Annotated in this window: 7 protein-coding genes; 6 read left to right on the forward strand and 1 reads right to left on the reverse strand. The window is 67.3% G+C overall.

Annotated features, from left to right (window positions below):
- Positions 1–65: 65 nt before the first annotated feature.
- From atpD to VK92_RS04590, 3 genes are all read left to right on the forward strand, one after another.
- Positions 66–1,460 carry a F0F1 ATP synthase subunit beta gene (gene atpD, locus VK92_RS04580; protein WP_021160446.1) on the forward strand — a complete coding sequence of 465 codons (1,395 nt, stop codon included), beginning with the start codon at positions 66–68 and terminating at the stop codon, positions 1,458–1,460.
- Positions 1,461–1,613: 153 nt separating this feature from the next.
- Positions 1,614–2,039, forward strand: coding sequence for a F0F1 ATP synthase subunit epsilon (locus VK92_RS04585; RefSeq protein ID WP_006477288.1), 426 nt, complete (start codon positions 1,614–1,616; stop codon positions 2,037–2,039).
- Between the two features lie 254 nt (positions 2,040–2,293).
- Positions 2,294–4,021, forward strand: coding sequence for an AMP-binding protein (locus VK92_RS04590; RefSeq protein WP_048023969.1), 1,728 nt, complete (start codon positions 2,294–2,296; stop codon positions 4,019–4,021).
- 731 nt (positions 4,022–4,752) lie between these two features.
- Here VK92_RS04590 and VK92_RS04595 read toward each other — a convergent pair.
- Entirely contained in the window at positions 4,753–5,553 is an 801-nt protein-coding gene (locus VK92_RS04595; protein WP_048023967.1) for a transporter substrate-binding domain-containing protein, read from the reverse strand.
- A gap of 149 nt (positions 5,554–5,702) precedes the next feature.
- On the opposite strand from VK92_RS04595, the gene hemE reads away from it, so the two are divergent.
- The 3 genes from hemE (at position 5,703) to putA (ending at position 13,906) form a co-directional block, all read left to right on the forward strand.
- The gene (gene hemE / locus VK92_RS04600; RefSeq protein ID WP_034195829.1) at positions 5,703–6,797 is read left to right on the forward strand and encodes a uroporphyrinogen decarboxylase; all 1,095 of its coding nucleotides are present in this window, start codon (positions 5,703–5,705) and stop codon (positions 6,795–6,797) included.
- 454 nt (positions 6,798–7,251) lie between these two features.
- A complete protein-coding gene (locus VK92_RS04605; RefSeq protein ID WP_048023965.1) occupies positions 7,252–9,513 on the forward strand; it encodes a primosomal protein N' in 2,262 nt (753 codons plus the stop codon).
- Between the two features lie 460 nt (positions 9,514–9,973).
- A complete protein-coding gene (gene putA, locus VK92_RS04610; protein ID WP_048026158.1) occupies positions 9,974–13,906 on the forward strand; it encodes a trifunctional transcriptional regulator/proline dehydrogenase/L-glutamate gamma-semialdehyde dehydrogenase in 3,933 nt (1,310 codons plus the stop codon).
- The last annotated feature ends 63 nt before the right edge of the window (positions 13,907–13,969 follow it).

Genomic DNA, 13,969 nt, shown 5'->3' on the forward strand with positions numbered 1-13,969 from the left:
CGCGCGCCACGGACGACAACTGCGCCTTTGCGCGAGTAAAGAATCAGGTATTTAAAGGAAAAGCGATGAGTACTGCTGCTTTGGTAGAAGGCAAGATCGTACAGTGCATCGGCGCCGTTATCGACGTGGAATTCCCGCGCGACAGCATGCCGAAGATCTACGACGCGCTCATTCTCGATGGCTCGGAACTGACGCTCGAAGTCCAGCAACAGCTGGGCGACGGCGTGGTCCGTACCATTTGTCTGGGTGCATCCGACGGCCTGCGCCGCGGCCTGACCGTGAAGAACACGAGCAAGCCGATTTCGGTGCCGGTCGGCAAGCCGACCCTCGGTCGTATCATGGACGTCCTCGGCCGTCCGATCGACGAAGCCGGCCCGATCGAAAGCGAACATACGCGTTCGATCCACCAGAAGGCTCCGGCGTTCGACGAACTGTCGCCGTCGACCGAACTGCTCGAAACGGGTATCAAGGTCATCGACCTGATCTGCCCGTTCGCAAAGGGCGGCAAGGTCGGCCTGTTCGGCGGTGCTGGCGTGGGCAAGACCGTCAACATGATGGAGCTCATCAACAACATCGCGAAGGAACACGGCGGTTACTCCGTGTTCGCGGGCGTGGGCGAGCGTACCCGTGAAGGGAACGACTTCTACCACGAAATGAAGGACTCGAACGTTCTCGACAAGGTCGCGCTGGTGTACGGCCAGATGAACGAGCCGCCGGGCAACCGTCTGCGCGTCGCGCTGACCGGCCTGACGATGGCCGAGCACTTCCGTGACGAAGGCCTCGACGTGCTGTTCTTCGTCGACAACATCTACCGTTTCACGCTGGCCGGTACCGAAGTGTCGGCACTGCTCGGCCGTATGCCGTCGGCAGTGGGCTATCAGCCGACGCTGGCTGAAGAAATGGGCAAGCTGCAAGAGCGCATCACGTCGACCAAGAAGGGCTCGATTACGTCGGTCCAGGCCGTGTACGTCCCTGCGGACGACTTGACCGACCCGTCGCCGGCTACGACCTTCGGCCACCTGGACGCAACCGTCGTTCTGTCGCGTGACATCGCTTCGCTGGGTATCTACCCGGCGGTCGACCCGCTCGACTCGACGTCGCGCCAGATCGACCCGAACGTGATCGGTGAAGAGCACTACTCGATCACCCGTCGCGTTCAGCAGACGCTGCAGCGCTACAAGGAACTGCGCGACATCATCGCGATTCTGGGCATGGACGAACTGTCGCCGGAAGACAAGCTGTCGGTCGCACGTGCGCGTAAGATCCAGCGTTTCCTGTCGCAGCCGTTCCACGTCGCTGAAGTGTTCACGGGCTCGCCGGGCAAGTACGTGCCGCTGAAGGAAACGATCCGTGGCTTCAAGATGATCGTCGACGGCGAGTGCGACCACCTGCCGGAACAGGCGTTCTACATGGTCGGCACGATCGACGAAGCCTTCGAAAAGGCCAAGAAGATCTCGTAAGGGTCAGGCGTAACGCAGCGGGCGCCGCTACGTCCGTGAGGGATACCTTGATGGTATCCGTTCGCGGACAGGCGCTCACGTAATACGCTCAACCCGCCGTGCATGGGATCGGAGCCGGCGCTGAAGCGCTCGTTCCGATCGACAGGAGTCGATATGGCAACCATCAAAGTAGACGTCGTCAGCGCGGAAGAGCAGATCTTCTCGGGCGAGGCGAAATTCGTCGCGCTGCCGGGCGAAACGGGTGAGCTGGGCATTCTGCCGGGTCACACGCCGCTGATCACGCGGATTCGTCCGGGTGCGGTGCGCATCGAAGTCGAGGGCGGCAACGACGAATTCGTGTTCGTCGCGGGCGGCATTCTCGAAGTGCAGCCGGGTGCCGTGACGGTGCTCGCCGACACCGCGATCCGCGGCAAGGACCTCGACGCGGCGAAAGCCGAGGAAGCACGCAAGCGTGCCGAGGAAACGCTGCAGAACGCGAAGTCGGATCTCGACCTCGCGAAGGCGCAATCCGAGCTCGCGACCGCGATGGCGCAGCTCGAAGCGATCCAGCGTCTGGCGAAGATCCGCAGCCGGCACTGAGCCGCGCCGCGTATCCCGCGAAAGAAAGCAGCCTTCGGGCTGCTTTTTTTTCGTCCGTCGTTTTCATCTGTTTTTACGGGTCGGATCATACCGTCCGGTCGTGCTATTTCACCCGTCCGTCGCGATTCGATGTCAGAGTGTCGTCAGCCGCGCACGGCATCATCCGCTCAGAGGCTATCCGTCGCGACGGCGGCGGAGCAGACACGCGTGAGCCGCATGTCGGGCCGGTCAGACAAAAACGGACGGAGACATTCATGGCAGCAGACCTTGGCGTGGGGGCGCTGATCGCGCCCGAAAACGGATTGTCGTACGTGCGCGGCACGACCGACGTGCCGCTCTCCGAAGCGACGATCGGTCGGTTCCTGCTCGACACGGCCGGCCGCTTTCCCGATCGGCCGGCCGTCGTGTTCCGCGAGCAGCAGGTGCGCTGGACCTGGCGCGAGTTCGCGAACGAGGTCGACGTGCTGGCGGCCGGGCTGGCCTCGCTCGGCATCGTGAAGGGCGATCGCGTCGGCATCTGGTCGCCGAACCGCAGCGAATGGCTGCTCACGCAGTTCGCGACCGCGCGGATCGGCGCGGTGCTCGTCAACATCAATCCGGCCTACCGGCTCGCGGAGCTCGAATACGCGCTGAACAAGGTCGGCTGTAAAGCCGTGATCGCCGCCGAGCGCTTCAAGACGTCCGCGTACGTCGAGATGCTGCAGACCATCGCGCCGGAACTCGCGACCGCGACGCCGGGCGACCTGCATGCGGCGCGTGTGCCGAGCCTGCGCACGGTCGTGTCGATGGGCGACGTTGCGCCGGCCGGCATGTTCCGCTTCGCGGACGTGATGGCCCGCGGCCGCCAGGCCGTCGATCCCGCGCTGCTCGATGCGATCGGCGCGACGCTCTCGGCCCACGAGCCGATCAACATCCAGTTCACGAGCGGCACGACGGGCAGCCCGAAGGGCGCGACGCTCACGCATCGCAACGTCGTCAACAACGGGCGCTCGATCGCGACCGCGATGCGGTTCACCGAGCAGGACACGCTGTGCATCCCGGTGCCGCTGTATCACTGCTTCGGGATGGTGCTCGCGGTGCTTGCATGCGTGTCGAAGGGCGCCGCGATGGTATTCCCCGGCGAAGCGTTCGACCCGGTCGCGACGCTCGCGGCGGTGGCCGAAGAGCGCTGCACCGCGCTGCACGGCGTGCCGACGATGTTCATCGCGGAGCTCGATCATCCGGCGTTCGCGCAATTCGACCTGTCGACGCTGCGCACCGGGATCATGGCGGGTTCTCCGTGCCCGATCGAGACGATGAAGCGCGTCGTGTCGCAGATGCACCTGTCCGAAATCACGATCGCATACGGGATGACGGAGACGAGCCCCGTGTCGTTCCAGAGCTCGACCGACGACCCGCTCGAGAAGCGCACGACGACGGTCGGCCGCATCCAGCCGCATCTCGAAGTGAAGATCGTCGATCCGAGTGGCGATATCGTGCCGGTCGGCGCGACGGGCGAGCTGTGCACCAAGGGCTATTCGGTGATGCTCGGCTACTGGGACGACGACACGAAGACGCGCGAGGTGCTCGTGGACGGCTGGATGCATACGGGCGACCTCGCGACGCTCGACGCGGACGGTTACTGCAACATCGTCGGCCGCCTGAAGGACATGGTGATTCGCGGCGGCGAGAACGTCTATCCGCGCGAGATCGAGGAATTCCTGTTTCGGCATCCGAAGATTCAGAGCGCGCAGGTATTCGGCGTGCCCGATGCGAAGTACGGCGAGGAGCTGTGCGCGTGGATCGTGCTGCGCGCGGACGAGCAGATGACCGAGGACGACGTGCGTGCGTTCTGCAACGGGCAGATCGCGCACTACAAGATCCCGCGCTACATCCGCTTCGTCGACGAGCTGCCGATGACGGTAACGGGCAAGGTGCAGAAGTTCGTGATGCGCGACCGGATGATCGAGGAGCTGAAGCTCGACGTGCAGAAGACCGCTTAGCGCGGCATGAAGAAGGGAAAACGCGCTGGAAAAACGCGGCGGCCTGCGGGCCGTTGCGTTTTCGATGGACGAAAAAAAGCGGGCTTATTAGCCCGCTAAAAACCACACGCTACGGGGTTAGCGCGAGGAGACCAAAGATGAAACCGAGTCCGGCGGGGGGCCGGAAACGACTCCAACAGGGATGCCCCTCGGAAGGGCTTCGGTACGTGACCGACTGGCTCGCAGCGCTTCGCGTCCGCTCACACTTGGCACACGAGACCGCATCCGTGTTGAAACCGTTGAGGCCATTGTGGGCGAATTAATGACCCCTCGCGGTAACAAAGTGTTTCAGGTTGTAACGCCCGCCAGATAAGGCTTTCCGGGATTTTTTGCTGTTTTTGAGGGCCCGAAAAAGGTCATTTTTACCCATATTTTCCGCAGCGTTTTCAGCGCGTGCGCACGATGCGTTTTTCATGCGTATCAGGCTCGACGAATTGCCGATTTGCACGCGAGAAAATGCGCGGTTCGGCAGATGCCGCGCATGACGATTCATTCGTCAGAAAGATTTTGAAACGTGATTGGCCGGCGCGAAAGTGACCGTTCGGCCAGTTCGCCGGTATCGGGCCGATTTTGCCGGCGCGTCGAAGTGTAACGGCGGCGATTCGGCCGCCGCCGCCCGGCGATTTTCGCGGCCGGCGGCCGCGGGGTCGGTGCCCGCTAAAGTCGCTGCGGGACGCCGCGTGCGAGCCCGCTTACTTCAGCCACTTGTCCGAAATCGCCTGGTATTCGCCGGTCGACAGCGCGAGATGCAGCCACTGGTCGACGTACTGCTGGAACGTGACGTCGCCGCGCGGCACCATGTACGCCTTCTCGCCGAACTGGAACGGCTTGTCCGGATGCACCGAGCACAGGCCCGGATTCAGCTTTTGCTGCAGCAGCGTCTCGGACGCATCCGTCACCATCACGTCCGCCTTGCCCGCGAGGATTTGCTTGAAGATCGTTACGTTGTCCGGATAGACCGTGAGGTTCGCGTGCGTGAAATACTGCTTCGCGAAACGCTCGTTGGTGCCGCCCGGGTTCACGATCACGCGCGTTTCCGGCCGGTCGATCTGCGCGACGGTCTGGTATTTGTCGGCGTCCGCGCAGCGCACGATCGGCGTCTTGCCGTCCACGACGTACGGCTGCGTGAAGAACACGCGCTTCTGGCGCTCGAGCGTCGTCGAGACGCCGCCCACCGCGATGTCGCATTTCGCGACGAAGTCGCCGGTGAGGTTCGGCCAGCTCGTCTTCACGTAGTCGGTCTTCACGCCGAGCGACTTCGCGAGCGATTCGGCCATGTCGATGTCGATGCCCTCGAAGCGGCCGTCCGCACGGTAGTACGAATACGGCTTGTAGTCGCCCGTCGTGCAAACGCGCAGCGTGCCGCGCGCGAGCACGTCGTCGAGCCGCGAGCCGGCGCCCGGTGCGGCGGCGGCTGCGCCCGCCGCGGTCTGCGCGTGCGCGGCGGCGCAGCAAAACAACGCGGCGGTGGCGAGCGTGGCGAATGGTTTCATCGGTCTCCTCCTTCGTTTCGTTCGATATGAGCGTCCGATCATAACGGAGCCATCGCGCGCGTCATATGGCCGCCATCGCGCCGGCATGCGCAGCCTTGCGGCGGCTGTCCGGTAAAATGCCGCTTTGCCTTCGCATCGTCGCTCCTACCGTGGCCCATACCCTGCTCAACGACACCTTCCTGCGTGCGCTTCTGCGCGAGCCGACCGACTACACGCCGATCTGGCTGATGCGCCAGGCCGGCCGCTACCTGCCCGAATACAACGCGACGCGCGCCCGCGCCGGCAGCTTCCTCGGTCTCGCGAAGAATCCCGACTACGCGACCGAAGTGACGCTGCAGCCGCTCGAGCGCTTTCCGCTCGACGCCGCGATCCTGTTCTCGGACATCCTGACGATTCCGGACGCGATGGGCCTCGGCCTCGACTTCCAGGTCGGCGAAGGGCCGAAGTTCGCGCATCCGGTGCGTACCGAGGCCGACGTCGCCAGGCTCGCGGTGCCGGACATCGAAGAGACGCTCGGCTACGTGACGGGCGCGGTGCGCGAGATCCGCCGCGCGCTCACCGACGGCCAGGGCCGCCAGCGCGTGCCGCTGATCGGCTTTTCGGGCAGCCCGTGGACGCTCGCGTGCTACATGGTCGAAGGCGGCGGGTCGGACGATTTCCGCACCGTGAAGTCGATGGCGTATTCGCGCCCCGACCTGATGCACCGGATTCTCGACGTGAACGCGCAGGCCGTGGCGGCTTACCTGAACGCGCAGATCGAAGCGGGCGCGCAGGCCGTGATGATCTTCGATACGTGGGGCGGCGCGCTGGCGGACGGCGCGTACCAGCGCTTCTCGCTGGACTACATCCGCCGCGTGGTGGCGCAGCTCAAGCGCGAGCATGACGGCGAGCGCGTGCCGGTCATCACGTTCACGAAGGGCGGCGGGCTGTGGCTCGAGGAGATCGCGGCGACCGGCGTCGACGCGGTCGGGCTCGACTGGACGGTCAACCTCGGCGCCGCGCGCGAGCGCGTCGCGGGGCGAGTCGCGCTGCAGGGCAACCTCGACCCGACGATCCTGTTTGCGCCGCCCGCCGCGGTGCGCGAGCAGGCGCGCGCGGTGCTCGACAGCTACGGCAACCATCCGGGCCATGTATTCAACCTCGGACACGGTATTTCGCAATTCACGTCGCCCGATCACGTCGCCGAACTCGTCGATGAGGTGCATAACCACAGCCGCGCGATCCGTAGCGGAGCCGCCGGCTGAACGCAAGCGCTGTCATGCTGCACTGCGGGGTGACAGCGTTTCGTTTTCGGCGCTAAACAGGGCGCAACCCCGCACCGGTTGCCGATTCAGTGCTTGTCAAGACTTGACTTATACACATTTTCCTCGTTGCAGCGCGGTAGAGCCCTGTGTCGGTCAAATTGCCTCGCTATGGTTCGGTAATTTGAATAGCAGCCTTATGGAATAAGGCTCCGCGGGGCACCGCAACAAGCGGTGAAAATCAGCGGAAAGCGCGGCCCCGCGTGCGTTGCGGCCGGTGAGCGGCGAGTTCTCAACAAAGTTATCCACAGGCTGGGCAGGGTATACGGCGATTCCTAATGCGAATCCAAAACTTAGCGCCGAATCTGAAGTTTTACTTTAAGTCCGCCGCCATGAGGCGGGCGCGGATGCCGGCCGCCCATCTCGATGCGGTGCGTGCCGCCGCCGGAGCGCCGCGATGAGCGGCACCTACCTGCGCGTCGCGCTCGACCATCCGCTCGCCACCCTGTTCGACTATCGCTGCGACGCGCAACCGGCGCCCGTGCCGGGCACGCTCGTGCAGGTGCCGTTCGGCAAGCGGCAGGCGGTCGGGCTCGTCTGCGAAGTGACGACTCACACCGACGTGCCGCCGTCCCGGCTGCGCGCGGTCGACGCGATCTGCACCGACCTGCCGCCGTTGTCGCCGGACTGGCTCGCGCTCGTGTCGTTCGCCGCCGATTACTACCAGCGCGGGCGCGGCGAGGTCGCGCTGCCGGCGCTGCCGCAGGCGCTGCGCGATGCGGGGCGCTGGGGGCGGCTGCTCGCGCCCGAGGTGCGCTACCGCCCGACGGAGGGCGGCCGCGCGGCGCTGCCCGATGCGTTGCCCGCACGCGGGGCCGCGCTGCGGCGGCTCGCGCAGGCGCTGGTCGACACCGGCTCGCTCGCGCTGCCCGATGCACGCGCGCTGCACCCGAAGGCGGCCGCGACGCTCGACGACTGGGCGGCGCGCGGCTGGGTCGACGTCGAGGAGATCGGCTGGGCCGATGCGCCTGTGCCCAAAGCTGTGGATAACCTGTTGGCAGCCGGTGGACGAACTGTGCCGCCGGCGCTCACGGACCAGCAGGCCGAGGCGCTCGACGCGATCCGCGCCGCGCAGGGCTTTGCGCCGTTCCTGCTGCACGGCGTGACGGGCAGCGGCAAGACCGAGGTCTATCTGCACGCGCTCGCGTCGCTGCTCGACGCCCGGCCGGACGCGCAGGCGCTCGTGCTCGTCCCTGAAATCAACCTGACGCCGCAGTTCGAGGCCGCGTTTCGCGCGCGCTTCGCGGGTGCGCTCGCCGACGACGCGATCGTCACGCTGCACAGCGGGCTCGCCGAGGGCGAGCGGGCGCGCAACTGGCTCGCCGCGCATACGGGGCGAGCGCGGATCGTGCTCGGCACACGCCTCGCGGTGCTCGCGTCGATGCCGGCGCTCGCGCTGATCGTCGTCGACGAGGAGCACGAGCCCGCGTACAAGCAGCAGGAAGGGCTGCGCTATTCGGCACGCGATCTCGCCGTGTGGCGCGCGAAGCAGCTCGGCATCACGGTCGTGCTCGGCTCCGCCACGCCGTCGCTCGAAAGCTGGTGGCAGGCGGAGCAGGGCCGCTACACGCGGCTCACGCTGTCGCGCCGCGCGGTGGCCGACGCGACGCTGCCGACCGTGCGGCTGATCGACCTTGAAGAGGAGCGGCGGCGCGGCCGCGCGTCGATGGGCGGGCTGTCGGGGCCGCTCGTCGCGGCGCTGAAGGCGCGGCTCGAACGCGGCGAGCAGAGTCTCGTGTTCCTGAACCGGCGCGGTTACGCGCCGCAGCTCGCGTGCGACGCATGCGGCTGGGTCGCGGGCTGCCCGCGCTGCAGCGCGTACGTCGTGCTGCACAAGCCCGAGCATGCGCTGCGCTGCCATCACTGCGGCTGGGAAGCTCGCATTCCGCGATCGTGCCCCGAGTGCGGGAACGTCGACATCGCGCCGCTCGGGCGCGGCACGCAACGCATCGAGGAGGCGCTCGCCGAGGCCGTGCCGGGCGCGCGCGTGCTGCGGATCGACGCGGACAGCACGCGCCGCAAGGGCAGTGCGCAGGCGCTTTTCTCCGATGTGCATGCGGGCGAGGTCGACATCCTCGTCGGCACGCAGATGATCGCGAAGGGGCACGACTTCCAGCGCGTGTCGCTCGTCGGCGTGCTCAATGCCGACACGGCGCTGTTCTCGCATGACTTCCGCGCGAGCGAACGGCTGTTCGCGCAACTGATGCAGGTGAGCGGCCGCGCCGGGCGCGCCGGGCTGCCGGGCGAGGTGCTCGTGCAGACGCGCTACCCGCGTCACGCGCTGTATCACGCGCTCGGGCGGCAGGACTACGTCGGCTTCGCGAATTCGACGCTCGGCGAGCGCCGCGACGCGCACCTGCCGCCGTTCGTCTACCAGGCGCTGCTGCGCGCCGAGGGGCGCACGCTCGACGCGGCGCTCGCGTTCCTGCTGCAAGCCGCGGCCGCATTGCCGGGGTTGCCGGGCGCCGATCGCGTGACCGTGTACGACGCGGTGCCGATGACGATCGTCAAGGTCGCGAACGTCCACCGCGCGCAATTGCTGCTCGAAAGCGCGTCGCGGGCGGCGCTGCAGCATGCGCTGCGCGCGTGGCAGCCGGAACTGCGCGCGCTGAAGGGCGTGCTGCGGTGGAGCGTCGAGGTCGATCCGCTCGATATCTGAGCGGCGCGCCATGCGGCCGTCGTGCCGAGTGCCGCACACCGCACACCGCACACCGCACACCGCACACCGCACACCGCACACCGCACACCGCACACCGCACACCGCACACCAGTGCTGCTGCGTCGACACCCGGGCCGTCGGGCAGCCCCGAACCGTCTCTTGCCGCACGGCCATCCCCGGGCGCGCCACCCGCTGCCACCCCAGTGCAACCCGTTTTCGTCCGCCGCCGCGCGCGGGGAAGATTGCGCACGCATGTCAAATCGGCCTGCTCAGGGAAAACACCGATCCCCCGACCACGGGCAACTCCTAGGTTGCAACCGCATAAGTGGCTGATTATATTGACTAACCCAAGGGTGCAACCCATCTCGCAATTTGGTTGCACCTTTTTATTGCGTGCCGTAGGATTTCGCGCATCCTCTCACACCACATTGCCGGGCTCGCACCGGCGCACGAACCCACCATGGCAAGCACGACTCTCGGCGTCAAGGTCGACGACCTTCTCCGCTCGCGCCTCAAGGACGCAGCCGCGCGTCTCGAGCGCACTCCCCACTGGCTGATCAAGCAGGCGATCTTCGCGTATCTCGAGCGGATCGAGCACGGCCAGTTGCCGCCCGAGCTGTCGGGCCACAGCGGCGTCACCGAGCTCGCCGACGGCCAGGCTGCGGACGGCGACGACGACAACTCGCCGCATCCGTTCCTCGAATTCGCGCAGAACGTGCAGCCGCAATCGGTGCTGCGCGCGGCGATCACGGCCGCGTACCGCCGCCCCGAGCCGGAATGCGTGCCGTTCCTGCTCGGCCAGGCGCGCCTGCCCGCGAACCTGCAGGCGGACGTGCAGGCGCTCGCGACGAAGCTCGTCGAGGCGCTGCGCGAGAAGAGCTCGGGCGGCGGCGTCGAAGGGCTGATCCACGAATTCTCGCTGTCGAGCCAGGAAGGCGTCGCGCTGATGTGCCTCGCCGAGGCGCTGCTGCGCATTCCCGATCGCGCGACGCGCGATGCGCTGATCCGCGACAAGATCAGCAAGGGCGACTGGCGCTCGCACGTCGGCCACGCGCCGTCGCTGTTCGTGAACGCGGCGACCTGGGGGCTGATGATCACCGGCAAGCTCGTGACGACCAACAGCGAAGCGGGGCTGTCGTCGGCGCTCACGCGCCTGATCGGCCGCGGCGGCGAGCCGCTGATCCGCAAGGGCGTCGACATGGCGATGCGCCTGATGGGCGAGCAGTTTGTCACCGGCGAGACGATTTCCGAAGCGCTCGCGAACAGCCGCAAGTACGAAGCACGCGGCTTCCGCTACTCGTACGACATGCTCGGCGAAGCGGCGACGACCGAAGAGGACGCGCAGCGCTACTACGCGTCGTACGAACAGGCGATCCACGCGATCGGCAAGGCGGCCGGCGGCCGCGGCATCTACGAAGGCCCGGGCATCTCGATCAAGCTGTCGGCGCTGCACGCGCGCTACTCGCGCTCGCAGCAGGACCGCACGATGAGCGAGCTGCTGCCGCGCGTGCGCGCGCTCGCGCTGCTCGCGCGCCGCTACGACATCGGCCTGAACATCGACGCGGAAGAAGCCGACCGCCTCGAACTGTCGCTCGACTTGCTCGAGGCGCTGTGCTTCGATCCGGATCTCGCGGGCTGGAACGGCATCGGCTTCGTGGTGCAGGGCTACCAGAAGCGCTGCCCGTTCGTGATCGACTACCTGATCGATCTCGCGCGCCGCAGCCGTCACCGCCTGATGATCCGTCTGGTCAAGGGCGCGTACTGGGATACCGAGATCAAGCGTGCGCAGGTCGACGGCCTCGAAGGTTATCCGGTCTATACGCGCAAGATCTACACGGACGTGTCGTATCTCGCGTGCGCGAAGAAGCTGCTCGCCGCACCCGACGCCGTCTATCCGCAGTTCGCGACGCACAACGCGTACACGCTCGCCGCGATCTACCAGCTCGCGGGCCAGAACTACTACCCGGGCCAGTATGAATTCCAGTGCCTGCACGGGATGGGCGAGCCGCTGTACGAGGAAGTCACCGGCCGCGACAAGCTGAACCGGCCTTGCCGCGTGTACGCACCGGTCGGCACGCACGAGACGCTGCTCGCGTACCTGGTGCGCCGCCTGCTGGAAAACGGCGCGAACACGTCGTTCGTGAACCGCATCGCGGACAAGACCGTGTCGGTGAAGGAACTGGTCGCCGATCCGGTCGACGAAGCGTCGAAGGTCGTGCCGCTCGGCGCGCCGCACGCGAAGATCCCGCTGCCGCGCAACCTGTACGGCGACGAGCGTCCCAACTCGATGGGCCTCGACCTGTCGAACGAACACCGCCTCGCGTCGCTGTCGTCCGCGCTGCTCGCGAGCGCGCACTTCCCGTGGCGCGCGGCGCCGATGCTCGCCGACGACACGCTCGCCGACGCGCCGGCCCGCGACGTGCGCAACCCGGCCGACCAGCGCGACACGGTCGGCACCGTCAGCGAAGCGACGGCCGAACACGTGAGCGCGGCACTCGCGCATGCGGTGGCCGCCGCGCCGATCTGGCAGGCGACGCCGGTCGACGCACGCGCCGATTGCCTGGTGCGCGCGGCCGACCTGCTCGAAGCGCAGATGCACACGCTGATGGGCCTGATCGTGCGCGAAGCCGGCAAGTCGCTGCCGAACGCGATCGCCGAGATCCGCGAAGCGGTCGACTTCCTGCGCTACTACGCCGCGCAGATCCGCGACGAATTCTCGAACGACACGCACCGTCCGCTCGGTCCCGTGGTCTGCATCAGCCCGTGGAACTTCCCGCTCGCGATCTTCATGGGCCAGGTGGCCGCCGCGCTCGCGGCCGGCAATACGGTGCTCGCGAAGCCGGCCGAACAGACGCCGCTGATCGCCGCCCAGGCCGTGCGCCTGCTGCGCGAGGCCGGCGTGCCGGCCGGCGCGGTGCAGCTGCTGCCGGGCGACGGCGAGACCGTCGGTGCGGCGCTGGTCGCCGATCCGCGCACGCGTGCGGTGATGTTCACCGGTTCGACCGAAGTCGCGCGCCTGATCAACAAGACGCTGTCGGCGCGCCTCGACCCGGACGGCAAGCCGATCCCGCTGATCGCGGAAACGGGCGGCCAGAACGCGATGATCGTCGACTCGTCGGCGCTCGCGGAGCAGGTTGTCGCGGACGTGATGCAGTCGTCGTTCGACTCGGCCGGTCAACGGTGTTCGGCGCTGCGCGTTCTGTGTCTGCAGGACGATGTCGCGGACCGCACGCTGACGATGCTGAAGGGCGCGATGCACGAGCTGGCGCTCGGCAACCCCGACCGGCTGTCGACGGACGTCGGCCCGGTGATCGACGGTGAAGCGAAGCAGACGATCGATACGCACGTCGCGGCGATGAAGGAGAAGGGCCACGCGGTCACGCAGCTGCCGGCGCCGGAAGCCTGCGCGCACGGCACGTTCGTGCCGCCGACGCTGATCGAGATCGGCAGCATCGACGAGCTGAAGCGCGAAGTGTTCGGCCCCGTGCTGCACGTGGTGCGCTACCGCCGCAGCCAGCTCGACAAGCTGCTGGAGCAGATCCGCGCGACCGGCTACGGCCTGACGCTCGGCATCCACACGCGGATCGACGAGACGATCGCGCACGTGATCTCGAATGCGCACGTCGGCAACATCTACGTGAACCGCAACGTGATCGGCGCGGTGGTCGGCGTGCAGCCGTTCGGCGGCGAAGGGCTGTCGGGCACGGGCCCGAAGGCCGGCGGCGCGCTGTACCTGCAGCGCCTGCTCGCGACGCGTCCGTCGGGCCTGCCGCGTTCGCTCGCACAGACGCTGATCGCGGACGGCGCGGTCGAAGGCGATGCGCGCGGCAACCCGGCGGCAGCGCTCACGACGCTGCGCGACTGGCTGATCGAGCAGCGCGAGCCGGCACTGGCCGCGCGTTGCGACGGTTACCTGGCGCAGGTGCCGGCCGGTGCGACCGCCGTGCTGACCGGCCCGACGGGCGAGCGAAACACGTATACACTCGGCCCGCGCGGCACGGTGCTGTGTGTCGCGGCGACGCCGGGCGGCGCGCGCGCGCAGTTCGCGGCGGTGCTGGCGACCGGCAACCGCGCGCTGTTCGCGGGCGCGGCCGGCGAGGCGCTGGTCGCCGCGCTGCCGGCGTCGCTGAAGGCGCATGCGACCGTGCGCAAGCAGGCCGATACGCCGTTCGACGCGGTGCTGTTCGAAGGCGACAGCGACGAACTGCAGACGCTCGTGAAGGACGTCGCGCAGCGGCCGGGCCCGATCGTGTCGGTGCAGGGCGTGTCGGTGGGTGCGTTCGAGAACGGTGATGCGGAAGATTACGCGCTGGAACGGCTGCTGACGGAGCGCTCGGTGAGCGTGAACACGGCCGCGGCGGGCGGCAATGCGAATTTGATGACGATCGGCTGATCATCCTTGCCGTTCGGATCAAACAAAGGAAGCGGCCAGGCGATCCCGAAGCCGCTCCATTTA

The organism is Burkholderia sp. LK4, from assembly GCF_001043615.1.
GTDB classification, from domain to species: Bacteria; Pseudomonadota; Gammaproteobacteria; order Burkholderiales; family Burkholderiaceae; genus Burkholderia; species Burkholderia cepacia.